This window comes from Streptomyces sp. NPDC102402, from assembly GCF_044765765.1.
Lineage (GTDB): Bacteria > Actinomycetota > Actinomycetes > Streptomycetales > Streptomycetaceae > Streptomyces.
Genome location: NZ_JBIWKR010000009.1, coordinates 190,104 through 214,422 on the forward strand (window position 1 = coordinate 190,104; position 24,319 = coordinate 214,422).

Annotated in this window: 17 protein-coding genes and 2 pseudogenes; 13 read left to right on the plus strand and 6 right to left on the minus strand. The window is 70.7% G+C overall.

The features are described 5' to 3' along the window. The first annotated feature begins 528 nt into the window (after window positions 1-528). The 3 genes and pseudogenes from ACIRJR_RS25410 (at window position 529) to ACIRJR_RS25420 (ending at window position 5,122) form a co-directional block, all read left to right on the plus strand. Window positions 529-2,748: a discoidin domain-containing protein gene (locus tag ACIRJR_RS25410; protein ID WP_403784593.1), complete on the plus strand. Its 2,220-nt coding sequence runs from the start codon at window positions 529-531 to the stop codon at window positions 2,746-2,748. A 189-nt stretch (window positions 2,749-2,937) separates the two neighbouring features. Then, window positions 2,938-3,378, plus strand: a pseudogene (locus ACIRJR_RS25415) (discoidin domain-containing protein); the annotation flags it as partial. Between the two features lie 4 nt (window positions 3,379-3,382). Continuing rightward, window positions 3,383-5,122 carry a discoidin domain-containing protein gene (locus ACIRJR_RS25420; RefSeq protein ID WP_403784751.1) on the plus strand — a complete coding sequence of 580 codons (1,740 nt, stop codon included), beginning with the start codon at window positions 3,383-3,385 and terminating at the stop codon, window positions 5,120-5,122. Here ACIRJR_RS25420 and ACIRJR_RS25425 read toward each other — a convergent pair. The 5 genes and pseudogenes from ACIRJR_RS25425 to ACIRJR_RS25445 all read right to left on the minus strand — a co-directional run. Then, a pseudogene (locus tag ACIRJR_RS25425) lies at window positions 5,113-5,427 on the minus strand (transposase); the annotation flags it as partial. The gene ACIRJR_RS25420 and the pseudogene ACIRJR_RS25425 overlap by 10 nt on opposite strands. A gap of 3 nt (window positions 5,428-5,430) precedes the next feature. Then, window positions 5,431-6,288: an aldo/keto reductase gene (locus tag ACIRJR_RS25430; protein WP_403784595.1), complete on the minus strand. Its 858-nt coding sequence runs from the start codon at window positions 6,286-6,288 to the stop codon at window positions 5,431-5,433. After that, window positions 6,285-6,719: a cupin domain-containing protein gene (locus ACIRJR_RS25435; protein WP_403784597.1), complete on the minus strand. Its 435-nt coding sequence runs from the start codon at window positions 6,717-6,719 to the stop codon at window positions 6,285-6,287. Before ACIRJR_RS25435 ends, ACIRJR_RS25430 begins: the two co-directional genes overlap by 4 nt. Before the next feature lie 88 nt (window positions 6,720-6,807). Beyond that, complete coding sequence (locus ACIRJR_RS25440) at window positions 6,808-7,794, minus strand: aldo/keto reductase (protein WP_403784599.1); 987 nt, start codon at window positions 7,792-7,794, stop codon at window positions 6,808-6,810. A 2-nt stretch (window positions 7,795-7,796) separates the two neighbouring features. Next, window positions 7,797-8,690 carry a helix-turn-helix transcriptional regulator gene (locus ACIRJR_RS25445; protein WP_403784601.1) on the minus strand — a complete coding sequence of 298 codons (894 nt, stop codon included), beginning with the start codon at window positions 8,688-8,690 and terminating at the stop codon, window positions 7,797-7,799. 152 nt (window positions 8,691-8,842) lie between these two features. Here ACIRJR_RS25445 and ACIRJR_RS25450 point away from each other — a divergent pair, with 152 nt between their 5' ends. Beyond that, window positions 8,843-9,178 carry a carboxymuconolactone decarboxylase family protein gene (locus ACIRJR_RS25450; protein ID WP_403784603.1) on the plus strand — a complete coding sequence of 112 codons (336 nt, stop codon included), beginning with the start codon at window positions 8,843-8,845 and terminating at the stop codon, window positions 9,176-9,178. Window positions 9,179-9,210: 32 nt separating this feature from the next. Further along, window positions 9,211-9,348: a hypothetical protein gene (locus tag ACIRJR_RS25455; protein ID WP_403784605.1), complete on the plus strand. Its 138-nt coding sequence runs from the start codon at window positions 9,211-9,213 to the stop codon at window positions 9,346-9,348. 296 nt (window positions 9,349-9,644) lie between these two features. On the opposite strand, the gene ACIRJR_RS25460 is transcribed toward ACIRJR_RS25455, so the two are convergent. After that, window positions 9,645-10,181 (minus strand): GNAT family N-acetyltransferase, encoded by a 537-nt coding sequence (locus ACIRJR_RS25460; protein WP_403784607.1) that lies wholly within the window; start codon window positions 10,179-10,181, stop codon window positions 9,645-9,647. A gap of 815 nt (window positions 10,182-10,996) precedes the next feature. On the opposite strand from ACIRJR_RS25460, the gene ACIRJR_RS25465 reads away from it, so the two are divergent. From ACIRJR_RS25465 to ACIRJR_RS25500, 8 genes are all read left to right on the plus strand, one after another. Beyond that, window positions 10,997-12,304: an extracellular solute-binding protein gene (locus ACIRJR_RS25465; protein WP_403784609.1), complete on the plus strand. Its 1,308-nt coding sequence runs from the start codon at window positions 10,997-10,999 to the stop codon at window positions 12,302-12,304. Beyond that, on the plus strand, window positions 12,297-13,244 hold the full coding sequence (locus tag ACIRJR_RS25470; RefSeq protein WP_403784611.1) for a carbohydrate ABC transporter permease: 948 nt from the start codon (window positions 12,297-12,299) through the stop codon (window positions 13,242-13,244). Before ACIRJR_RS25465 ends, ACIRJR_RS25470 begins: the two co-directional genes overlap by 8 nt. Before the next feature lie 53 nt (window positions 13,245-13,297). Continuing rightward, window positions 13,298-14,119, plus strand: coding sequence for a carbohydrate ABC transporter permease (locus ACIRJR_RS25475; protein WP_403784753.1), 822 nt, complete (start codon window positions 13,298-13,300; stop codon window positions 14,117-14,119). Between the two features lie 285 nt (window positions 14,120-14,404). Then, window positions 14,405-17,668, plus strand: coding sequence for a GH92 family glycosyl hydrolase (locus ACIRJR_RS25480; protein WP_403784613.1), 3,264 nt, complete (start codon window positions 14,405-14,407; stop codon window positions 17,666-17,668). Between the two features lie 109 nt (window positions 17,669-17,777). Then, complete coding sequence (locus tag ACIRJR_RS25485; protein WP_403784615.1) at window positions 17,778-19,622, plus strand: MBL fold metallo-hydrolase; 1,845 nt, start codon at window positions 17,778-17,780, stop codon at window positions 19,620-19,622. A gap of 109 nt (window positions 19,623-19,731) precedes the next feature. Beyond that, window positions 19,732-21,582, plus strand: coding sequence for a hypothetical protein (locus ACIRJR_RS25490; protein WP_403784617.1), 1,851 nt, complete (start codon window positions 19,732-19,734; stop codon window positions 21,580-21,582). Beyond that, window positions 21,582-22,634: a LacI family DNA-binding transcriptional regulator gene (locus tag ACIRJR_RS25495; RefSeq protein WP_403784619.1), complete on the plus strand. Its 1,053-nt coding sequence runs from the start codon at window positions 21,582-21,584 to the stop codon at window positions 22,632-22,634. The genes ACIRJR_RS25490 and ACIRJR_RS25495 overlap by 1 nt, the downstream gene beginning before the upstream one ends. Window positions 22,635-22,937: 303 nt before the next feature. Continuing rightward, window positions 22,938-24,317 carry an extracellular solute-binding protein gene (locus ACIRJR_RS25500; protein ID WP_403784621.1) on the plus strand — a complete coding sequence of 460 codons (1,380 nt, stop codon included), beginning with the start codon at window positions 22,938-22,940 and terminating at the stop codon, window positions 24,315-24,317. Window positions 24,318-24,319: the final 2 nt, after the last annotated feature.

Here is a 24,319-nt window from a genome sequence, read left to right on the forward strand (position 1 = left end):
GCGCTCGCTCCCGCCGCCCCGCCGTCCTGCGCACCCGTGCCGACCGGCGCGCCGCGCGTGGGGCCCGTGTCCTGTGCCTCGGACGACGCCCCGGCCGGGTCGGCCGGCACATCCCGTAGGACGCCCTGTGACCACTGCCGGACCGTCTGAAGTTCCTGGCCGGGGCGACGGGGTGTGCCGCCTCCAGCTCTTCCCGCGCAGCCGGAGAAGCGTGCGACGGTCTGACCCCAACTCCCCGGTACCGGTGGGGGAGCGGGTGGCGAAGATCGGTGACAGCCCGGCCGCCGGATCCCCGAGCCGGGCGAACCGCATTTCCGCAGGTGCCGACGATGGCCGTTCGGTCGGGCGACCGGGACTCCGCGCGCACGCGGCACCCGGCCGGGTGCCGACGCCACCCCAGCGCAGATGTAGCGACTTAATAAAAGATGAAAGAAAAGCGCTGTCGGGATCCTTGACCGTGACTGGCGGGGCGGGCAAGGTTTCGGGAGAGCGCTCTCCCACCGCAGTTCCATTTCGAGGAGCACCCGCATGCCCGCAGTCGGCATATCCACAGCGGTCCCGGTGTCCCACGGCACCGGCCGCCGTACCCCCAGACCTAGACCGGTGACCCGCGGCATCGTCGCCGCGATGGCCACCGCTCTGGCCGCCACTCTTCTCGCCTTCGTCCCCGCCGCGAAGGCCGAGGCCGCACCCGTCCTGCTCTCCCAGGGCAAGCCGGTCACCGCGTCCAGCGAGGAGAACTACGGCACCCCGGCCACCGCGGCCGTCGACGGCAATGCCAACACCCGTTGGTCCAGCGCCGCTTCCGACCCGCAGTGGATCCGCGTCGACCTCGGCGCGACCACGAAGCTCAGCCAGGTGGTCCTGGACTGGGAGACGGCGTACGGCAAGGGCTACCGGGTCGAGCTCTCGGCCAACGGCTCCGACTGGTCCACCGCGTACCAGACCACCGACGGCGACGGTGGCACGGACACCCTGAACATCAGCGGTGAGGCCCGCTACGTCCGGGTGTACGGCACCGCCCGCGGCACCGGATACGGCTTCTCCCTCTGGGAGTTCAAGGTGTACGGCGAGTCCGGCGGCACCGGCGGCCCGCAGCTGCCCGGCGGCGGCGACCTCGGCCCGAACGTGCACGTCTTCGACCCCTCCACGCCCAACATCCAGGCCAAGCTGGACGAGGTGTTCGACCAGCAGGAGGCCTCGCACTTCGGCAACGGGCGGCACCAGTTCCTCTTCAAGCCCGGCACCTACAACAACCTCAACGCCGAGATCGGCTTCTACACCTCGATCTCCGGCCTGGGCCTCAAGCCCGACGACACCACCATCAACGGTGACGTGACCGTCGACGCCGGCTGGTTCAACGGCAACGCGACGCAGAACTTCTGGCGCTCGGCCGAGAACCTCGCCGTGAACCCCGTCAGCGGCACCAACCGCTGGGCCGTCTCGCAGGCGGCGTCCTTCCGCCGCATGCACGTCAAGGGCGGCCTCAACCTCGCCCCGAACGGGTACGGCTGGGCCAGCGGCGGCTACATCGCCGACTCCAAGATCGACGGCCAGGTCGGCAACTACTCGCAGCAGCAGTGGTACACCCGCGAGAGCTCGATCGGCGGCTGGTCCAACTCCGTCTGGAACCAGACCTTCTCGGGCGTCGAGGGCGCACCCGCCACTTCGTTCCCCGAGCCCCGCTACACCACGCTCCAGACCACCCCGATCTCCCGTGAGAAGCCGTTCCTCTACCTGGACGGCAACACGTACAAGGTCTTCGTCCCCGCCAAGCGCACCAACGCGCGCGGCGTCTCCTGGAACGGCACCCCGCAGGGCACCTCGATCGACCTGAACCAGTTCTACGTCGTCAAGCCCGGCGCCACCGCCGCCACGATCAACCAGGCTCTGTCCCAGGGCCTCAACCTCCTCTTCACGCCCGGTATTTACCACGTCGACCAGACCATCAACGTGAACCGTGCGGACACGGTCGTCCTCGGCCTCGGCCTCGCGACGATCGTCCCGGACAACGGGGTGACCGCGATGAAGGTCGCCGACGTCGACGGCGTCAAGCTGGCCGGCTTCCTGATCGACGCCGGTACGGTCAACTCCCCGACGCTGCTGGAGCTCGGCCCGCAGAACTCCTCCGCCGACCACTCCGCCAACCCCACCTCCATCCAGGACGTCTACGTCCGCATCGGCGGCGCGGGCGCGGGCAAGGCCACCACCTCCATCGCCGTCCACAGCGACGACGTGATCATCGACCACACCTGGGTGTGGCGCGCCGACCACGGTGAGGGCGTCGGCTGGGAGACCAACCGGGCCGACTACGGGGTCCGGGTCTACGGCGACGACGTGCTCGCCACCGGCCTCTTCGTGGAGCACTTCAACAAGTACGACGTCGAGTGGTACGGCGAGCGCGGCCGGACGATCTTCTACCAGAACGAGAAGGCGTACGACGCACCCAACCAGGCCGCCATCCAGAACGGCGACACGAAGGGCTTCGCCGCCTACCGGGTCGACGACTCGGTCGACGTCCACGAGGGCTGGGGGATGGGCAGTTACTGCAACTACAACGTCGATCCCACCATCCGCCAGGACCACGGCTTCAAGGCCCCGGTGAAGCCGGGCGTGAAGTTCCACAGCCTGCTCGTGGTGTCGCTCGGCGGAATGGGCCATTACAACCACGTCATCAACAACACCGGAGCCTCCACGGTCCCGGCCGGCACCTCCACCGTGCCGTCCATGGTGGTCTCGTTCCCGTGATCCGTCCCCCGCGGTGAATCACTGACCCGCGGAGGACGACTCCCCGGGCCGGGCCTGACCCCTGGCCCGGGGCATCTCCCCGCTCAACCTGCCTGGTTCTCTCCCCACGGACGGCCGCCGTCCTCCCCGACGGCGGCCGTCCGCGTCCCCTGATCCTCTCCATCTCCCTCACCCCCTTCAGGAGCCGCAATGCCTGCCTTGCCCCACCTCCGCAGACCCGCCCTGCCCTCCCTGCGCAGACCCGCGCTCACCCTGACCCTCGCCGCGCTGCTCGCCTCCTCCCTCACCGTCATTGCCGCGCCCACCGAGGCACGCGCCGCCGACCCCCTGATCTCCCAGGGCAAGCCCGCCACCGCCTCCTCGCAGGAGGGTGACGGCCTCTCCGCCGCCCAGGCCGTCGACGGCAACCTCACCGGCACCCGCTGGGCCAGCCAGTGGTCCGACCCGCAGTGGATCCGGATCGACCTCGGCAAGCGGTCCGACCTGAGCCGGGCAGTGCTGACCTGGGAGGGCGCCTACGGGAAGGCGTACGAGATCCAGGTCAGCGACAACGGCAATGACTGGACGACCCTGAAGAAGGTCACCGACGGCGACGGTGGCACCGACGACCTCGCCCTCACCGGCTCCGGCCGCTATGTCCGGATGCTCGGCACCGCACGCCCCGGCGGTTACGGCTACTCCCTCTGGGAGTTCCAGGTGTACGGTACCCAGGGCGACACCCCCGCCGCCGACCGGTGGAGCCGTCAAGGTCACCGGGGGCCAGGGCGCGTGGCAGCTCACCGTCGGAGGACAGCCCTACACCGTCAAGGGCCTGACCTGGGGACCGTCCATGGCGGACGCTCCGAGGTACATGCCCGACCTGAAGTCGATGGGCGTCAACACCGTCCGCACCTGGGGAACGGACGCGAGCACCAAGCCGCTCCTCGACGCGGCCGCCGCGAACGGTCTGCGCGTCATGAACGGCTTCTGGCTCCAGCCCGGCGGCGGCCCCGGCAGCGGCGGCTGCGCCAACTACGTCACCGACACCGCGTACAAGTCGACGATGCTCACCGAGATCGCCAAGTGGGTCGAGACCTACAAGGACCATCCCGCGACCCTCATGTGGAACGTCGGCAACGAGTCCGTCCTCGGCCTCCAGAACTGCTACAGCGGCACCGAGCTGGAAGCCCAGCGCAACGCGTACACGACCTTCGTCAACGACGCCGCCAAGAAAATCCACTCCATCGACGCCGACCACCCGGTGACCTCCACCGACGCGTGGACGGGCGCCTGGCCGTACTACAAGCGCAACGCCCCCGACCTCGACCTGTACTCGATGAACGCCTACGGGGACATCTGCGGCGTCCGGGAGGACTGGGTGGAGGGCGGCTACACCAAGCCCTACATCATCACCGAGACCGGCCCCGAGGGTGAGTGGGAGGTGCCGGACGACGCCAACGGCGTACCCGACGAGCCCACCGACGTACAGAAGCGCGACGGCTACACGAAGGCCTGGGACTGCACCACGGGCCACCAGGGCGTTGCTCTGGGCGCGACCCTCTTCCACTACGGTCTGGAGCACGACTTCGGCGGCGTGTGGTTCAACCTGATCCCCGACGGCCTGAAGCGGCTGTCGTACTACTCGGTGAAGAAGGCGTTCACGGGCTCCAACGCCGGCGACAACCTGCCGCCGGTCATCAGCGGCATGACGGTGACGCCGGCCGGATCGGACCCGGCGGGCGGGGAGTTCACCGTACGGGCAGACATCCGCGACCCCGAGAACGACCCGGTGACCAACAAGATCTTCCTCAGCGGCAACTACGCCAACGGCGACAAGCGGCTCGTCCCGGCGCAGTTCCGGTCCACGGGCAACGGCACGTTCGCGGTCACCGCGCCCGAGAAGCTCGGCGTGTGGAAGGTCTACATCCAGTCGGAGGACGGGAAGGGCAACGCGGGCATCGAGACGAAGTCGGTCAAGGTCGTCGCACCGCCGATGACCGGCACCAACGTGGCCCTCGGCAAGCCCACCACGGCGTCCAGCTCGCAGGCCTCGTACGGTGACTGCCCCTGCCCGCCGGAGCGCGCCACGGACGGCCGGCTCGACACCCGCTGGGCCAGCGACTGGAGCGACCCGCAGTGGATAGCGGTCGACCTCGGCGCACGGACGCCCGTCCGCACCCTGCAGTTGGTGTGGGACCCGGCCTACGCCAAGTCCTACCAGGTCCAGGTTTCGGACGACGGCGTTGCCTGGCGTACGGTCCACACAACGACGACGGGCAACGGTGACATCGACACCATCGCCCTGACCGAAACGGCACGCCACGTGCGGCTCCAGCTCACCGCCCGCGGCACGGGCTGGGGCTACTCACTGCACGAGTTCGGCGTCTACAGCTGATCGGCTCGAACCCCCGGGGGCCGTTCCGGCCCGGACACTGCTGGTTGATTCGGCCCTTGCTTCGCCCCGTCGAGCGTCAGCTCGGCGGGGCGAAGTGCCGCGAAGTGGCTGGTGCGGGTCCGGGCCCGTGGTGCGCCGCCGAGGTGGGCGTCGATGCGGGCGAGGTCGATCGCGGCCCCGGTGAGCTGGTGCTGGAGGCTGGTCTTCGTCATGCCCCGGTAGCGGGATCTGCGCAGACCACAGCGTCCGACAGCTTGAGAGATGGTGCCTTCGACGCCGGCTCGGATCTTGTAGCGCTCTTTCCAGCGTTACTTGCCGCTGTAGACGGGGAACGCGCTGTGCTCGCCGTAGTCCACGTGGCGCAGGGCCCGGAGGGTGTCCATGTCATCGCCGTAGATCTCGAAGTCGGTCTCGGCGTTGGAGCGCATGTGTGCGGGGTTCGCTGTTTTGGGCAGCGACACCGTGCCCAGCTGCAGGGTGTAGCGGATGCACAACTGCGGGACGGACACGCCGTACTTCTCTGCCATCGCCTGGACCTCGGCGTTCTGCAGGATCGCTCCGTGGGCGATCGGCGAGTACGCCTCGACGAGGATCTGCTTGCCCTCGCAGTAGTCCAGCAGTTCCGACGGGGTGTTGCCGGCGTGGACGAGGAGCTGGTTCACGTGCGGCACGACGGTCGCTCCCTGGAAGATGCTCTCCAGGTCCTGCTGCTGGAAGTTGGACACGCCGATGGAGCGGATCTTGCCGGCCTGGTGGGCCTCTTCGAGCGCGCGCCACGCCGCGCGGTTGCCCTCGGCGTAGTCACCGCCGCGGAAGTCGTCCCACGGCTGCGGGCTGTGGATGAGCATCAGGTCGACGTACTCGAGTCCGAGCTTCCTGAGTGAGTGGTCGATCGCGTCGACCGCCTGCGCGTAGTCCTTGATCTCTGCGGCGAGTTTGGTCGAGACGAACAGCTCGTCGCGGGGTACCGCGGCGGTGTGCACGCCCTCGCCGACGCCACGCTCGTTGCCGTAGGCCTGGGCGGTGTCGATGTTGCGGTAGCCGATCTCCACGGCCGCGCGGACCGCTTCGGCTGCCTTGTCGTCGTCGATGAACCAGGTGCCGAGCCCCAGCTTGGGGATCTCGACGCCGTTGGACAGCGTGTAGGTCTCGTCCAGGATGGTCATGCGTTCGCTCCGTTCCTCGGCAGCTCGCCGTACACCTCGTCGGTGACGGGCTCGAGCCATTCGTTGCTGACGTCCTCGCCCGGGGTGATGAAGGCGACGTGGGAGAACCACGAGTCGGCCTTCGCTCCGTGCCAGTGCTTCGTGCCCGCCGGCACGCGGACCACCGTGCCCGGCTCCATGCTGATGGGGTCCTCGCCCTCGGCCTGGTACCAGCCGCTGCCCGCCGTGCACAGCAGGATCTGGTCACCGCCGCCGCCCGTGCCGTGGTGGATGTGCCAGTTGTTGCGGCAGCCCGGCTGGAAGGACACGTTGCTGACGGGAACGCTTCCCGAGGCGAGCGGGGCCAGGTAGCTCTGGCCGGTGAAGTACTGGGCGTAGGCGTCGTTCTTCTCTCCGAGCGGGAAGATCTGGTCGAATTCGTTGACAGTCATCTGGTTCCTTCCTTCTGTTTGAGCACGCCCTGCCGGGCGGGATGCGGTAGCGGCGTCACGGGGCCGGCAAGCCGGACCGCGCAGAGCCTTAGCGGTTGACGTAGGCCATGTGCTCGGCGTCGTAGCGGTCGCCGCTGACGCCGACCCGCTGGGTGAGGCCGTCGAGGTCGGCCACCTCGTCCGCGGACAGTGCCAGGTTCGTCGCGGCGTTGTTCTCCCGGATGCGTGTCGTGCGGCGGGTGCCCGGGATCGGTACGATCCACGGCTGCCGCACGAGCAGCCAGGCCAGGGCGATCTGCCCCGGCGTCGCGCCCTTCGCCTCCGCGAGCCGCCGGACGTGGTCCACGAGCGCCTGGTTCGCGGCCAGGTTCTGCGCCTCGAAGCGCGGAACCCGGTGGCGGATGTCGCCGTCGGTGAAGGTCGTGGACGGGTCGACGGTGCCGGTGAGGAAGCCCTTGCCGAGAGGGCTGAACGGCACGAAGCCGATGCCGAGCTCGGCGAGGGTGGGCAGCACCTCGGCCTCGGGGTCCCGAGTCCACAGCGAGTACTCGCTCTGGACCGCGGTCACGGGGTGGACGGCGTGTGCGGCGCGGATGGTGGCGGCCGACGGCTCGGAGAGCCCGAAGTGCCTGACCTTCCCCTCGGCGATCAGCTCACCGACCGTGCCCGCGACGTCCTCGATCGGCACGTCGGGGTCGACGCGGTGCTGATAGAAGAGGTCGATGACATCGGTGCGAAGCCTCCTCAGGGACTCCTCCGCGACGCGGCGGATCTGCTCGGGACGGCTGTCGAGGCCGACGCTCCGGCCGTCCTTGATGTCCCAGCCGAACTTGGTGGCGATCACGACCTGGTCCCGGACCGGCTTCAGTGCCTCGCCGACCAGCTCCTCGTTCACGTAGGGCCCGTAGACCTCGGCGGTGTCGAAGAAGGTCACACGCTCATCGACCGCGGAGCGCAGCACCGCGATCATGTCGTCGCGGCTGCCGGGGTTGGGGCCGTAGCTCTGCGACATGCCCATCGCGCCGAGTCCGATCGCGGACACATCCAGGCCGTTTCCGAGTGTTCTGGTGTGCATGGTCAGCTCTCCTGGATCGTGGTCCGGTGGCCGCCGCGAGGCGGTTCGGCGGTGGGCGTCGCCACGAGGGTCGCGAGCAGCTGCAGGCGCTCCTGGCTGGGCGAACCGGGTTCGGCGGTGTAGACGAGGAAGGACAGCCCGGGCTCGGCGGTCAGCTCCATCCCCTCGTACGTCAACGTGAGGCCGCCGACATCGTGGTGGTGGAACTCCTTGGTGCCCGATCCGTGGCGACGCACGTTGTGCGCTCCCCACCGGATTCGGAACGCGTCGCTGCACGTGGACAACTCGCCGATCAGGTCGTGCAGCTGCTTGTCCCGGGGGTCCCTGCCGGCTTCGGTCCTCAGGATCGACACGGTGATGTCCGCGGCCGCCTCCCAGTCGGGGTAGAACGCCTTCGCCCGTTCGTCGAGGAAGCAGTAGCGCGCCAGGTTTCCCTGCCCGGGGCCATCGAACACCTCGTCGTAGAAGGCGCGCCCGAGAGCGTTGGTGGCCAGGACGTCCATCCGGCCGTTGCGCACGAACGCGGGCCCGAGGACGATCGCGTCCAGCGCACGGGTCAGGCTTTCCCTGGGAACCCACCCCTTCGACCTGCGCCTGCGCACCGGCCGGGCCGCGCCATTGGCCGCACGGGCGAGGTCGAAGAGGTGCTCGCGCTCGGCTTCGTCCAGCCGCAGCGCCCGGGCGAGCGACTCGAGGACGGCGTCGGAGACACCGGCCAGCTGCCCGCGCTCGATCTTGGCGTAGTACTCCGGACTCACGTCCGCGAGCATCGCCACCTCGCCGCGGCGCAGGCCGGCCACCCTCCGGTGCCCGGAGACCGGCAGCCCGGCCTGCTCGGGCGTGAGGTTCGCTCGACGGGACATGAGGAATTCCCGTGCCTCGTTCCTGGCGTCCATGCGATCCACGCTAAGCCTCGAAGCCGCTGTGAGGGATGCCCTGCCAGTACGCCCCTCACCGGGGACTCCCTCGCCCGGTGTGTGCGGCGATGTCATTGGCACTGCACCTGAGGAGATCGACGGACGCGTGTCGACGCGGACAGGGAGAGATCATGACTGACAACACGAGCACCGGCTGGACCGGTGGGAAGAACGCCTTCGGCGACTTTGCCCAGGGGATGGTCCATTACACCGACCGGGTCCTCTTCGACGAGGTCTGGGAGCGCGAGGGGCTGTCCAAGCGCGACCGCAGCCTCGTCACCGTCGCCGCGCTGACCGCGCTCGGGAAGATGGACCAGTTGCGGTTCCACCTCGCCTTCGCCCGCCAGAACGGCGCCACCGACGAGGAGCTGCAGGAAGCCCTGCTGCACCTGGCGTTCTACTCCGGCTGGCCCAACGGCATGGGAGCGACGAGCGTGCTGAAGAGCATCGTCGAACAGCAGGACTGAACCTGTCCACGCGCGGCCTCCGCATCGGCCGGATGGGCGGCGACGACATCGGCGACATGGCGCCCTTCACCGTGGCCGGGCGCGGCTTCCCGGTGGAGTCGGTATTCGGGGAGGGCCGGCCGCGGGGGTGTCTGCTGCGTGCCGAGCGGGACCGGTACACACCGGCGTAGGCGATGAAGCGGGCCGCGCAGCGTTATCACGAGCCCGCGCGGACTGCCTGATCAGCTTCGTTGCGGCTGTTTCGGGGGCCGCCACGGTCCTGACCGCGGAGAACGTGCCCCGACGAGCCGGGCGGGGGTGAGATCCTGGCCCGGGGACGGGCGATCATTCGTACGGGTGGAACCCCGCACCTGTCCTGTGGCCCGGTCGGCCTGCTGGTCCACCACTGAAGGCGTGGCGCGGCATCGCGACCCGCTGCGACAGGACGCCCCGGAGCTACCCCGCCGACTCCATCTGCGAGGCGCGGTCATCTGGCTCCGAAGCCTGAGCCCGGCATGATCGCTACGGGCGGCGGACCCTGGAGCCCGAGCTTGAACCCGTCGTGGCTGCGGATGAAGCCGAGCCCGGCATAGAAGCGGTGCGCATCCTCGCGCTGCTTGCCACTCGTCAGCTGGACCAGTCGGCAGCCACGCTCGTGTGCTCGCGCGACCGCCCGCTCCATCAGGATCCGGCCCAGCCCGCCGCCTCGCCGGTCCGCGCGGATCCGCACGGCCTCCATCAGCGCCCGCTCGGCGCCGCCCTTGCCGAGCCCGGGGATGTACGTCGCCTGCAGACAGCCCACAACCGCCCCACCGACCTGCCCGCCGGCATCCTCGACCAAGACCAACATCTCGTTGCGCGGGTCCGCGTCGATCGCCGCGAAGGCGTGCTCGTACGCCTCCGTGACCGTGACAGCGGCGGGGTCCACCACCCGCTCCTCATCAGCGAGCAGAGCGAGCACCGCAGGCAGGTCGGCGCGGGTTGCGGGACGCAATGTGAGAACGAGGGCGGGCTCAGCAGACATGACACCGACCCTAACCGGACTCCCCAACCGGACTCCCACGCGAAGCTGCCAACCCGCCCGCCCCGTGATCGCGACTTCAGACAGGCCCTGGTCCGTTGTTCAAGTCGGGACTGTAGAGGCGATGTTCGGCGGCACGGAGTCAGGGGGCGCGGAGGTCGTGTCGCCGGCTCTTCTTACTCTGCGGGCTCGACCGGAGAGCACCTTGCGCGGTACGGACCTGAATGTGATCGAACGAGGTTACGGCGGGTGCGGGAAGTGCCCGCTCCATGTGCGGCGGCTGTCGGTGACCTGAGGCTGCCATCCGAGCGGTTCCGGGTCCGAGGGACGCCCGCGGACAGCATCCTGACCGCCCCTCCGCTACGCGCAGGGCGACCATGATCAGGTGCGATCAGGTGCCCCCTGACAACAGAGAATTTCTGCCACGTCGCTTCATTCGGCGGTGCCGGATTGGATCCGTGACGTGGATGCAGTCCTAGCCGTCTGTCGCCACAAGCCTGACGCACCTGGCCGTCTCCGCGGCGCGGCGTTGACTGCCCGTTCCGTATCCGTCACTTCCGTACGGAGCATTGACGCCGCCAACTCGGGTGGCTACGTTCCCACATGGCATCGATCCCAGATCGTGGAGACGCCGGACGCAGCGGTCGGCGGTCGCGCACCGGGACCGTGCCGGACCGTCTACCCCGGGAGAGAACGTGCCGCCACCGAACCCCTCCGCTCCAAGCCGTGCCGGCAGCCCATGCCCTCACAGCTCTCCGGCTCGCCCCGCCCGCCGGGCGGTTCTCGCCGCGGGCGCCGGAGCCCTGGGTGCGCTCGCCGTGACAGGCTGCGCCACCGCCTCGGGCAGCGAGCGGGGGCTGCGCGTCGCCTATCCGTTCTGGGGCGCCGACGACATCGTGCACCGGCAGATGAAGGACACCGCCGCCGCGTACGAGAAGGCGGTGCCGGGGCGGCGGGTGGAACTCGTTCCCATCCCCGACCAGCAGGGCAACTTCGCCACCAAGATCGAGCTGATGCAACGGTCCGCGCCGAGTGCGCCGGACGTGGTCTTCCAGGACACCGTGATGACCAACGCCGACATGCAGGCGGGCTACCTCCAGCCGCTCGACCGGCACCTGAGGCAGTGGCAGGACTGGGAGCGGTTCGACGCCACCGCCCGGTCCGCCACCCGCGCGGACGACGGCCGCGTCTACGGTGTCCTCACCGGCACCGACGTGCGCGCCGTCTTCTACGACAAGCGGGTGTTCGCCAAGGCCGGCCTGCCCACCTCCTGGAAGCCGCGGGACTGGGCCGACCTGCTGAACGCCGCCCGTGCCATCCACCGCCGCGTCCCCGGAGTCGTGCCGCTCAACATCTACGCCACCAAGGCCCTCGGCGAGGCCACCACCACGCAGGGCCTGCTCATGCTCCTGTACGGGACGCGCGACGGCTTCTACGACGCCCGCACCCACACCTGGACCGGTGACACCCCAGGACTGCGCGACGCCCTCGCCTTCGTCGACACCGTCTTCCGGGAGAAGCTCGGCCCCACCCCGCAGATGTCGTTCAACCCGACCGTGCGGGACAAGATCGTCTCGGAGATGCTGCCCGCCGGGCAGGTGGGCATCGCACTCGGAGAGGGCTCCTGGACCCCGAAGACCTGGATCGAGGGAGGCTCCGCGCCCTGGGCGGGCTGGACCGAGCACATCGGAGTCGTCCCGATGCCCACGCAGGCCGGTCCGCTCCCGGGCGACAGCGGCCGGGTGAGTCTGTCCGGCGGCTGGATGCTCTCGATCGGCGGCCACAGCGCCGTGCCCGAGGAGGCGTTCCGCTTCATCACCCTGGCCACCGGCCGCCGCCGAGCCCTCCAGTACGCCGTCGAGAACGCCCAGATCCCGGTTCGCCAGGACGTCCTGAGCGACCGCTCGTACCTCGACTCCCTGCCCACCAACTCCCTCTTCGCCGATCTGCTCGAGGTGACGAGGTTCCGCCCGACGCAGGCTTCGTACCTGATGGTCTCCAGCCGGGCCCAGATCGCCATGGAGGACGTGATGACCGGGCACGCCACCCCGGCCGAGGCCGCTCGCGCGTACGCCTCCGGGCTGCGCGACGACCTCGGCGCCGGGCAGGTGAGGGACCGTGGCTGAGGCGATCCGCACCCGTCCAGCCCTCGGGAAGACAGCGCGCGGACCCGCCCCCGCGCCCCCGCCGCGCCGAGCCCGTCGCGACCTGCGCCGCTCGATCCCGCTCGTGCCCGCGCTCGCCCTGCTCACGGTGTTCTTCGTCGGGCCCGTCCTGTGGTGCGTGTACGCCGCGTTCACCGACACGGCGCTGACCGGCAGCGCGGCCCGTGACCCGCACTTCGTCGGGCTGCGCAACTTCACGCGCCTGCTCGGCGACCACCAGTTCGGCTCCTCGGTCCTGCTCACCCTGGTCTTCGCGCTGGCCTCCGGGGTCCTGGGCCAGAACGGCCTCGGACTCTCGCTCGCCCTGCTCATGAGGGGCCGCGCCCAGTGGCTGCGCACCACGCTCGGGGTGCTGCTGGTCGGCGCGTGGGTGCTGCCGGAGATCGTCGCCGGATTCACCCTGTACGCGTTCTTCTCCGACGGCGGGACCCTGGACACCGTCCTGACGTCTCTGCACCTGCCCGCCCCCGACTGGCTCGTCAGCCACGCCATGCTGACCGTGGTCCTCGCCAACGTGTGGCGCGGCACCGCCTTCTCATGGATGGTCTACACCGCCGCGCTCGACGAGATACCGCCGGAGATCGAGGACGCCGCAGCCACCGACGGGGCCGTCGGCGTCGCCCGCCTGTGGTGGGTGACCCTGCCGATGATCCGCCGCTCCGTCTTCACCAACCTCATGGTCGTGACCCTGCAGACGCTGGCGGTGTTCACACTGATCTTCGTCCTGACCGGCGGCGGCCCGAGCGGCGCCAGCGAGACGATCCCGCTGTACATGTACCAGCAGGCCTTCAAGTTCTTCCAGCTCGGGCAGGGGACCGCGATCGCACTCGTCCTCCTCGCCATCGGAGGCGTCTTCTCCTTCCTGTACCTGCGCCTCCTGAAACCGGAGCTGAACCAGTGACCTCGCCCGCGACGCCGACCACACCGTCCGCGCTCTCCCTGACCCGACTGAGCCTGCCGAGGGCCTCCGCGTCCACCACCCTCGTGTACGTGGTGCTGCTGGGCGTCGCCGTGTGCTTCGCCGCCCCGTTCGCCTGGCTGCTCGTCGCCTCGGTCGACGCGAAGGCGACAGCGAGTGCCGAGGTGCCCGACCTGACCCTCGGCAACTTCTCCGCGGTGCTGAACTGGAGCACCAGCATCCGGCCCATCCTCAACAGCCTTCTGCTGTGCGGTGGCGCGGCGCTGGTGAACATGGCCGTCTCGGTGCTCGCCGCCTACCCGCTCTCCCGCTACCGGCTGCGCTTTCGCCGCCCGCTCCTCTACGGCGTCCTGTTCGCCACCGGCCTGCCGGTCACCGCGATCATGGTTCCCGTCTACGAACTCTTCGTCCGTATCGAGCTGGTGGACTCCCTGTGGGGCACCATGCTCTTCCTCGCCACCGCCACGCTGCCGTTCTCGCTCTGGCTGACCAAGGGCTTCATGGACGGAGTGCCGGTGTCACTGGAGGAAGCGGCGTGGGTGGACGGGGCCTCGGGCCTGCAGTCGCTGCGCCATGTGGTGCTGCCGCTGATGGCACCGGGCATGGCGGTCGTCGCCGTCTTCACGTTCATCGGCGCGTGGGGGAACTTCTTCATCCCGTTCGTCCTGCTCCAGTCACCGGAGCGCGAGCCCGCCGCCGTCAGCCTGTTCACCTTCTTCGGCCAGTACGGGACGGTCGCCTACGGCCAGCTGGCCGCCTACTCCATCCTCTACTCGGTCCCCGCGATGCTCCTGTACGTCCTGGCCTCGCGCAAGCTCGGGGGCGGCTTCGGGCTCGGCGGGGGGCTGAAGGGCTGACGCCGGACGGCGCGCCCGTCGGCAGAGCAGGTATGCCCAGCAGGTCCGTCCCTCGCGTCGGCAGAGCAGGTATGTCCAGCAGGTCCGCTCCGCCCGTCGGCAGAGCAGGTATGTCCAGCAGGTCCGCTCCGCATGACGGCCATGACGAGAGGAACCCATGTCCATCGCCTCGCCTCGCCCCCGCACCCGCGGCCGGCCCCGTGCCCCGGCACCGCTCCCGGCGGTCGCCCTCCGCACCGTCGCCGGCCCATCCGGCGACGCCAACTCCCGGAAGGAAAGGGACGAATGAGTGACTCGCTGTCCTGGTACACCATGCCTGCGCCACCAGCGCGGCGCCGATGGGTCCGTCCACTGGTCGCGGCCTCCTTGGGCCTCGGCCTCCTGCTGACCCCTTCCACCCTCGCGCCGACGGCCACCGCGGCGACGCCCGCGGCACCGAAGGATCCGGCCGCCCTCGTCGACGTCTTCACCGGCACCGCGCCCAGCTCACCCGCCGTGGAGAAGGCGATGGGCGAGAACTTCTCGCGGGGCAACACACATCCGGCGGCCACCGCTCCGTTCGGAATGATCCAGTGGGGTCCGGACACGGTGAAGCCGGCGCCCGGCCAGTACGCGGCCGACGACGACCGGCTCAAGGGGTTCAGCCTCACGCACCTGTCCGGTGGCGGTTGCACCGCGTTCGGTGACGTTCCCGTACAGCCCGTGCCGGGCGGCATCGGCAGGTCGCCGGCCGCGCACCCCGACGACTACGTCAGCACCTTCGACCACGCGGACCAGGACGCGGCGCCGGGCAGTTACCACGTCCGGACCGACAACGGCGTGGACACCCGCCTCGCCGCCGCGACGCGTGCCGCGGCGGGCCGTTTCACCTTCCCCGCCGGACACGACGGCAAGGGAACCGTGCTCCTGAACACGTCCGGCAGCGCCAACGGGACAACCGGCGTCACGGCCCGCGTCGATGGCGACCGCACCGTGGCCGGCACGGTGAGCAGTGGCGGCATCTGCAGTGCGAAGGCGCCCTACGACCTGTCGTTCCGGATCGAGTTCGACCGGCCGTTCACCACCCACGGCACCTGGCAGGGCGGACAGATCCACCGGGCCGCCGACGCGCTGGACGAAAAGGGCGGCAAGGACGGGAGCGGCGTCTACCTGACCTTCGACACCGCCCGGCAGCGCGCCGTGAACGCCCGTGTCGCCATCTCCTACACGGATGTCCCCGGCGCCGCCGCCAACCTCGCCGGCACCCGGAACCTCACCTCGGTCGAGGACCTCGCCGCCGCGACGCGCGACGCCTGGAACCGTGAACTGCGGCGCATCCAGGTGGCCGGCGGTTCCGAGGAGCGCACCCGCGTCTTCTACACCGCGCTCTACCACTGCCTCCTCGAACCCCGCACGCTCAGTGACGCCGACGGCCGCTACCTCGGGTTCGACCGGACGATCCACCGGGTGCGTCCCGGTCACACCTGGTACGGGAACTTCTCCGGCTGGGACGTGTACCGCACCGAGACACCCCTGCTGGCCTTCCTCGCACCGGACCGCGCCTCCGACATGGCGCAGTCCATGGTCGACGCCGCCGACCAGTCCGGCTGGCTGCCCCGCTGGACGCTCCTGAACAACCAGACCAACGGCATGGTCGGCGACCCCGCCCCGGTGATGCTCGCCGGCACGTGGGCCCTCGGCGCGCGCGACTTCGACCTGGACGGCGCCCTGGAGTACGCGGTGAAGGCGGCGACGCGGGCGACCCCCGAGCGCCCTGACGGGTACGTGGAACGCCAGGCGGTCTCCCAGTGGCGGGCCAACGGCTTCCTGCGCAACGGCGACTCCCCGCTCGGCTCCTCGGCCGCGACCAGCCTCGAATACGCCGTGGACGACTTCGCCGTGGCGCGGCTGGCGGCGGCGAACGGCGACGCGGCCCAGCGCCGCGCCTTCATGCGCACCGCCCACAACTGGCAGAACCTCGTCGACGGCGCCGACGGCACCCTGGGGCCCCGGCTCGCCGACGGCACCCTGCAGACCGCCGTCAACCCGGCTTCCCTGGCCGGATTCCAGGAGGGCAGCGCCGCGCAGTACCAGTGGATGGCAGGCCCCGACCTGGCCGCGCTCGCCGCCGGCATGGGCGGCAATCGGCAGGCCGCCGCCCGGCTCGACGATCACTTCACCGAAGTCGACGCCGGGTCCAACACGCCGTACGCCTGGATCGGCAACGAGATCACCTTCGGTGCGCCTTGGGCCTACCACGCCCTCGGAGCGCCCAACCACACCAACGACGTGGTGCCGCGCATGCTCGACCGGTTCACCACAGGCCCGGCGGGACTGCCCGGCAACGATGACCTGGGCGCCCTGTCGGCCTGGTATGTCTGGGCGAGCATGGGCCTGTACCCGGAGGCGCCGGGTACGGACCGACTCGCGCTTTCGACACCCGCCTTCCCCTCGATCGCCGTCGACCGGGGCAGTGCCGGAACCCTGCGGATCGACGCCCCGCACGAGCGCTCCGACCAGGCCTACGTCGCGGACGTGCGACTGAAAGGCCGGACGCACGCGGCGAACTGGGTGTCGGCGGGCTCCTTGCGGGGTGACGCCCGCCTCGACTACCGGTTGACGAGCGACCGTTCGAGCAACTGGGGCACGGACGAGGCCGACCTGTACCCGTCCTACGCGGAAGGGCGTGCGCCGGCCATCGCCTCCGCCACGCCCGTCACGGCGGCGCCCGGAACCTCGGCGACGACCAGGCTGACGTTGCACCGGATCGATGGCCGCGCGGGCCGCGTGCACTGGCGGCTGCACCCGCCGAAGGGGGTCACGGTCGACCGTTCGGCCGGAGTCACCGCCCCCGGCGGGCACGAGTCCGTACGTCTGCGTGTGCCGGCGTCCACGCCGCCCGGCTCGCTCGTCGTCCCCGTCGACCTGCGCACCGCCGACGGCACGCGACTGCCCTCCGCCGCCGTACGGGTGGCGGTGCTGCCGCGAGGTGAGACGTCGGTGCTGCCCTGGGCGGACGAGGCGGGCACGTCGACCAGGAGCCGGCCCGTGGGCGACTTCAACGGCTACGGTGGAAGCTTCGTCGCCGAGGAGCTGGCCAAGGACGGCCTCGTCCCCGGGCAGGACATCACCGTGGACGGTATCGGCTACCGCTGGCCCGATGCCGCACCCGGCAGCCCGGACAACATCAACGCGCACGGCCAGACCGTCACCGTCCACGCGGCGCCCGGGCAGAGCCGCCTCGGCCTGCTCGGTGCGGGTAACGAGGGCGCCTCCACCGGCGACGTCACGGTCCATTACACCGACGGCACGACGCGGCGCGCGTCCGTCACCCTGGGGGACTGGCACCTCGACGGAGCCACCGAGCCGCCCCCGGGCAACACGGCCGCCGCGACCATGCCCGTACGGCAGATGGCCGGCGGCACCCCCGAGAAGATGACGGTCTACATCTGGGCGGCGTCGGTCCCCGTCGACCCGCACCGCACGATCGCGTCCGTCACACTGCCCGAGCATGTGACGGGAGGGCAGATGCACGTGTTCGCGGTCGGGGCGGGGGAGGGAGTGGGCTGACCCCGTGATGCCCCCTGGTTGACGCTCCGTCGGCCAGGGGGCATCGTTCTCATGTGGGATCGATCCCACAGTGTGGCGCCGCCCGTCGGCGCAGGAAGGACCGCCTGCCGTGGGCTTCACCCGCATCACCGACAACGTCTTCCGATTCGAGGACACCTGCCACGTCTACGTGCTGCGGCATGAACACGAGGCGGTACTCATCGACTTCGGGTCCGGCGGCGTCCTCGGTCACCTCGGCGAACTGGGTGTGGAACGGGTCACCGACGTCCTCGTCACCCACCATCACCGTGACCAGGTGCAAGGGCTGCCCCGGGCCGTCGCCGCCGGTGTCCGGATCTGGGTGCCGCCGGTGGAGCGCGACCTCATCGAGGCCGTCGACGAGCACTGGCGCACACGGCCCCTGGACAACGACTACGACGTACGTCAGGACCGGTTCTCGATCCTGGAACAGGTGCCGGTCACCGGCGCGGTCGCCGAGTACCGGACCGCCCGCCACGGTGCTTTCGACGTGCACACCCTGCCGCTTCCCGGGCACACCGTGGGATCCGTCGGGTACCTCGTCGACATCGACGGCCGCCGGCTCGCCTTCACCGGGGACCTCGTCCACGGGGAGGGCCGGCTGTGGTCGCTCGCGGCCACCCAGTGGGCGTACACCGGTTTCCACCCCAACGCGGGCGTGGAGGGGGCCGCCGCAACCGTGCTCTCCTGCATGCAACTGCTCGGCCAGGAACCGGAGGTGTTGCTGCCCTCGCACGGCGAGCCGGTCACCGACCCGCCCGCCGCCGTGGACCGGCTCCGTACCCACCTCCAGCAGCTGATCGACATGCGGCGCGCCACCCCCTGGCTGCCCGAGCCCCTCCTCGACAGCCCCTGGCAGGCGGTCACCCCGCACCTGCTGCGCAACACGACCAGCATGGCCAACTCCTACGCCCTGCTCTCCGAGCACGGCACCGCGCTGCTCATCGACTTCGGCTTCGACCTGACCACAGGTCTGCCCGGCGGTCACGACCGCTCCTCGCGCCGCCCGCTGCTCGCCTCCATCGAGGCGCTGCACCGCGACCACGGCATGGACCGTGTGGAGGTGGCGCTGCCCACGCACTACCACGACGACCACGTCGCCGGGTTCAACCTGCTGCGCGAGGTGCACGGCACCGCGATCTGGGCCCCGGCTCACATCGCCGCCGTCCTGTCCGCGCCGGTCCGCTGGGACCTGCCGTGCCTGTGGTACGACCCCATCCCCGTCGACCGGGTGCTCGCCGATGCCGCCCCGGTGCGCTGGCGCGAGTACGAGATCGGGGTGCACGAACTGCCCGGCCACACGCTCTACGCGGCGGCGTACTCCTTCACCGCCGACGGCCGCCGCGTCATCGCCACCGGCGACCAGCAGAACACCGCCTGGAGTCCGGGCGGCGGATCACCCGAACTGCTCAACTACCAGTATCGCAACCGCTTCCGCATCGACGACTTCGTGCGCAGTGCCGAGCTGTACCGGGCCCTGCGCCCCGAGCTGATGATCAGCGGCCACTGGTCCCCGTACGAGGTCACCGACGGCTATCTCGACATGCTCCTGGGGCAGGGCGAGAAGCTGGCCCGCCTGCACCGGGAGATCCTGCCGCGCGAGGTCGACTTCGAGGCCGAGGGGTTCGGTGCGCGCATCGCCCCGTACCGCAGTGTCGTCGCGTCCGGTGGCGTCGTCCCGATGCTCGTCGAGGTCCGCAACCCGTTCTCCGTGCCGGACCGGGCCGTCCTGCGGGCGGTGCTGCCGGCCGGCTGGCGGGCCGACCCGCCGGTCACGGAGGTGAAGCTGCGCGCCGGTGAGGTGCGTGAGGTCGAGGTCACGGTGCACGTACCCGAGGACTGCCCGCCGGCCGAGCGCATCCGGGTCGCAGTCGACCTCACCGTGGGGCGCATGGCCTTCGGACAGCAGGCGGAAGCGCTGGTGAGCGTGCGATGACCCTTGACTCGCCGCGCGTGACGGCGTCGATCAGCACCACGCCCGAGCGGTCCGGACCGAATCGGCCCGGAGCGTGACGGGCCTCGACAACACCAACACGAGGAGCGACGTGACGATCATGGACACGGCAGCCGTGCGGGCGCACCACGACGAGCAGGGGATTCATGTCACCGGCCCGGGGTGGCGGATGACCGTCGCCCCGGACGGGCTGACGGCGCTCCTGTACGGCCGGGAGGACGCCGCCCACCCCGTTCACCCCGTGCTCCTGCAACTGCATCCGGCGCTCGACCGCACCGACCTCAGCGACGAGACGACCGCCGTGGAGCCGCCCCGCCTGGAGTTCGAGGAGGGCCCACCGGGGGCCGGGCGTCCCGTCGTCACCGTCTCCCGCCGCAGTACCGCCTGGCCGGCCGCACGCACCCGCGTCGTCTGCGGCCCGCGCGGACCCGAGTTCACCTGGACCGTCGAGGGGAGCGGCGCCCTGCGGGCGTCCAGGCTGTTCGCGGTGCGGGCGGCGCTCGGCGGGCGCGGCGGCGGACTGCGTCCCAGTGGCCACGACTGGGCGACCCTGTTCACCCCGAACCCCGGACCGCCGCGCCGTCTCACCCGGACCTCGGGGGAGAGCGCCACGATCGCCGCCTGCGGTGACGCCCGGCCCGGCCGCGGGCACTGGTTCTTCACGCCCGCGCCGCTGGCGTTCGCTCTCACCGGCACCCCGGTCGCCGACGACGTCGAACCGGAACGGGCCGATGCCGCGGACGGCTGGTGCCAGCTGGGCGTCGGCGCGCCCGTCGACGCGCTCACCTTCACACGTCTCACGTACGAACCCTCCGACGGCGGCTTCCACCTCACGCTCGACCACGAGGGCCACACCCGGGTCGCCGGCACCTACAGCACACCCTCCGTCCTCGTCTCGCCCGGACACCGCGACCCGTACGAAGCCCTGCGCGCACACCACGACTGGCTGACGGAGCGCGGCTGGTCAGCCCGCCCGGTGACGGCCCCCGGCGAGCGGCCCGCCTGGTGGTCGGAGCCCATGTTCTGCGGCTGGGGCGCCCAGATGGCGCGCGCCCGCGACACCGGCCTGTCCGCCCCCCAGCTGAGCAGCCGCACCGAGTACGACGCCCACCTCGCCCTTCTGGAGAAGCACGAACTGATCCCCGGAACCGTCGTCATCGACGACAAGTGGCAGCGGGAGTACGGGCGACGGCAGCCGGACGAGCAGCGCTGGCCGGACCTGCGCGCCTGGATCGGGGAGCGGCACGCGCGCGGGCAGCGCGTGCTGCTGTGGTGGCGGGCCTGGGCCCACGAGGGCGTTCCCGACGCGTGGTGCGTGCGGACCGCCGACGGAGCGCCCGTCGCGCTGGACCCCGAACACCCGGCTGCCCGGGACCACTTGGCTGATACCGTTCGGTACATGCTGAGTCCCGAGGGCCTCGACGCCGACGGGCTGAAGATCGACTTCACGGCGGACACCCCGACGGGCGAGAGTCTGCGTCACCACGGTGACGGCTGGGGCATCGCCCTGCTGCACCGCTACCTCGGCGTCATGTACCGCGCGGCGAAGCAGGCCAAGCCGGACGCCCTCGTCATCACCCACACCCCGCACCCTGCCTTCGCCGACGTCACCGACATGATCCGGCTCAACGACATGCTGCGACTCGACGACCCCGACCCGTACGCCCCCGTCGTCCCGCAGATGCGTCAGCGGGCCGCCGTCGCCTCCGCGGGATGCCCGGAGCTGCCCGTCGACACCGACGACTGGTGCGCACCGGACCTGGAGCAGTGGCGGGCGTACAACGCCATGAAGGACGAGCTCGGTGTTCCGGCGCTGTACGTGACGGATCAGGTGGACCGTACCGGCGAGCCGCTGGAAGAGGTCGACTACGCTGCGTTGCGGCGACTGTGGGCCCGCTGGCGCACAGCGCAGGGTCACGCGGCGAGGAGAGGGTCCGACTGATGGCTAGCGGCACTGCGGGACGCGGGGGCCAGGGCGGCGGCAGGCGGATGCGCGCCACACTGCGCGACGTCGCCGAGGCGGCCGGCACCTCGCACTCCACGGCCTCCCGGGCCCTCGGCGGTCACGGCTACGTCGCCGACCACATCCGCGAGCGCGTGCGGCAGGCCGCCGAGCAGCTCGGCTACGTCCCCGACGTCAGCGCCCGCACCCTCAAGGGCCGCTCCAGTGAACGTGTCGGACTTCTCGTCTCCGACCTGCGCAACCAGTTCTACGCGGAGCTCGCCGCGGGCGTCGAGCACACCCTGTCCGCCGCCGGATTCCAGATGGTGCTCGTCGACGACCACGGCGAGGAACACCGCGCACTCGCCGGGGCGCGCGCCTTCATCGCCATGCGGGCCGACGGGGTCCTGCTCGCCCCGGTCGGCCGGGTGGCCACGGAGACCCTGGTCGGGCACGGGGTGCCCGTTGCCGAGGTGGACCGCAGGTCGGGGGTGCGCGGCTGCGACGCCGTGACCATCGACAGCGAGCGGGGCGCGCGCCTCGCCGTGGAACACCTTCTCGCCCTCGGGCACCGCAAGATCGCCCTCGTCGTCGACGAGATCCGCTGGGACACCGGCAAGGGCCGTCTCAAGGGTTACCGCGGCGCGCTGCGAGCGGCAGGGCTCCCCGTGTCGCGCAGGCACGTCCTCGACCTGAGCGACACGGCCGGACCGCCCGAGGAGGAAGTCGCCCGCTTCCTCGCCGCGAACGATGACGTGACCGCCGTCTTCGCCGCCAACAACGTGATGGCCGAGCTGGTCTGGCAGGAGCTGGCACGGCGCGGCACCTCCGTGCCGCGGGAGTGCTCCGTGATCGCCTTCGACGACCTCGGCTGGATGCGGATGGTGGACCCGGGGCTGACCGCAGTGCGCCAGCCCGTCTTCGGTATGGGCAGCAAGGCCGCGCAGGCGCTCCTCGCGCGGATGGCGAGGGACGGCGGTGGGCGTGGCGAACACCTGCGCCTGGAGCCTGAGTTGGTCGTCCGCGGCTCCACCGCGCCGCCCAAGGGCTGACCGCCCGCGCAGTCGGAGGCGGAGCGCCGGCTCCTCGGGGCGTGGATACCGCGCGTCCGCGGACCGCGCTCGCCCCGTGCCGCCCGAAATACCTACTGCTGAGGGCGGGTCGGGACCGGTCACGTCCTGGTAAAACGCCGCAGTCGGCTCCGGCAGAACCGTTGACGCACGTTCCCGATGTGGTTACGTTCTCATGTGGGAACGATGCCACATGGTGCACCCGGGGAACGGGACGCAACACCACACCCCGCGACACCCGCCGCATCGATCCCCACAGCCGGCCCGCCGCTCGAAGGAGAGACCATGGCGGCACCACCCCCTCAGACCCGCTCCCGTGCGCCCCGAAGGGCGACGGGACTCGTCGCGGCCCTCGCCCTGCTTCCCGCGCTGACCGGGTGCGGCGGCGTGAGTCTCGCCGACACCGGCTCCGACACGTTCACCACCATGGGCTTCGGCCTCGGTGACGCCCTCGCCATCGACCGCCTCGACACCGCGAGAGCCGCCCTGGAAGCGCAGGGACTGACCGTCAAGGTCAACGAAGGCGCCTTCGACGAGCAGCAGTTCCTGTCCGCCGTCGCCGCCGGTGACCCGCCGGACGTGGTGGACATGGACCGCACCCTCATCGGCGGCTACGCGGCGCGGGGTGCCCTGATGCCGCTCACCGACTGCCTGGGACGTGAGCACATCGACACCGGCGACTACTACCCCAGTGCGATCGCCGAGGGCTCACTCGACGGCACCGTCTACGCCCTCCCCGACTCCTACGACAGCCGCCTGCTGCTGACGAACGACAAGGTGCTCCGCGAGACCGGCACCGACGCCGCCCATGTGGACACCGGGGACTGGAAGGGCCTGAAGGAGCTCGCGGGCTCCGTGGCCCGGCACGAAGGCGGCAAACTCACCCGGATCGGCTTCGACCCGAAGATCCCCGAGTTCTTCCCGCTGTGGGCGAAGGCCGGCGGCGCCGACCTGATCAGCGCCGACGGCCGCACCGCCGAACTCGACGACCCCAAGGCGGTCCAGGCTCTCGCCTACGCCGTCAGCCTGATCGACGTCCAGGGCGGCTGGAGCCGCTTCAAGTCGCTGCGTGACTCCTTCGACCAGTTCGGGGCCAAGAACCAGTTCGTGAAGGACCAGGTCGGCTCCTACCCGATGGAGGACTGGTACGTGAACGTCCTCGCCGGCGCCTCACCGCACATCGATCTCGTGCCGGGCGTCTTCAGGGACCGCGACGGGAAGCTCCTCAACTGGGCCTCCGGCCTCGGCTGGGCCATCCCCAAGGGGGCCAAGCACCCCCAGGCCGCCTGCACGTTCATCAAGAACATGACGTCCACATCGTCGTGGGTGCACGCGGCGCGGGCGAAGGCGGCGGAGGTGCGCGAGTCCGGGGCGCCCTACACGGGTGACGTGACCGCCAACATCGCGGCCGACCGGATCATCGAGCACCAGGTGTGGAAGCCCACCGGCCACGCCGCCTTCGACGAGGCGGCCCGCATCCTCTTCGGGCTTTCCCGCAAGGGCTTCACCGTCCCGTCCAACGCGGCGGGCACCGAGTTCAAGACGGCTTGGCAGAACGCCGTCAACCGGGTCCTGTCCGGTGAACAGACCCCGCAACAGGCCCTCGACCAGGCGCAGCGCGAGGCGCAGAGCGCCCTCGACCTGGCCAACGAGGGGCGGAGGTGACC

What these genes read in the sequence shown, in the direction of transcription:
- ACIRJR_RS25410 (WP_403784593.1), top strand. Translation starts at nt 529, where the DNA reads ATGCCCGCAGTCGGCATATCCACAGCGGTCCCGGTGTCCCACGGCACC.
- ACIRJR_RS25420 (WP_403784751.1), top strand. Translation starts at nt 3,383, where the DNA reads ATGTCCGGATGCTCGGCACCGCACGCCCCGGCGGTTACGGCTACTCCC.
- ACIRJR_RS25430 (WP_403784595.1), bottom strand. Translation starts at nt 6,288, where the DNA reads ATGACCATCCTGGACGAGACCTACACGCTGTCCAACGGCGTCGAGATC.
- ACIRJR_RS25435 (WP_403784597.1), bottom strand. Translation starts at nt 6,719, where the DNA reads ATGACTGTCAACGAATTCGACCAGATCTTCCCGCTCGGAGAGAAGAAC.
- ACIRJR_RS25440 (WP_403784599.1), bottom strand. Translation starts at nt 7,794, where the DNA reads ATGCACACCAGAACACTCGGAAACGGCCTGGATGTGTCCGCGATCGGA.
- ACIRJR_RS25445 (WP_403784601.1), bottom strand. Translation starts at nt 8,690, where the DNA reads ATGGACGCCAGGAACGAGGCACGGGAATTCCTCATGTCCCGTCGAGCG.
- ACIRJR_RS25450 (WP_403784603.1), top strand. Translation starts at nt 8,843, where the DNA reads ATGACTGACAACACGAGCACCGGCTGGACCGGTGGGAAGAACGCCTTC.
- ACIRJR_RS25455 (WP_403784605.1), top strand. Translation starts at nt 9,211, where the DNA reads ATGGGCGGCGACGACATCGGCGACATGGCGCCCTTCACCGTGGCCGGG.
- ACIRJR_RS25460 (WP_403784607.1), bottom strand. Translation starts at nt 10,181, where the DNA reads ATGTCTGCTGAGCCCGCCCTCGTTCTCACATTGCGTCCCGCAACCCGC.
- ACIRJR_RS25480 (WP_403784613.1), top strand. Translation starts at nt 14,405, where the DNA reads ATGAGTGACTCGCTGTCCTGGTACACCATGCCTGCGCCACCAGCGCGG.
- ACIRJR_RS25495 (WP_403784619.1), top strand. Translation starts at nt 21,582, where the DNA reads ATGGCTAGCGGCACTGCGGGACGCGGGGGCCAGGGCGGCGGCAGGCGG.
- ACIRJR_RS25500 (WP_403784621.1), top strand. Translation starts at nt 22,938, where the DNA reads ATGGCGGCACCACCCCCTCAGACCCGCTCCCGTGCGCCCCGAAGGGCG.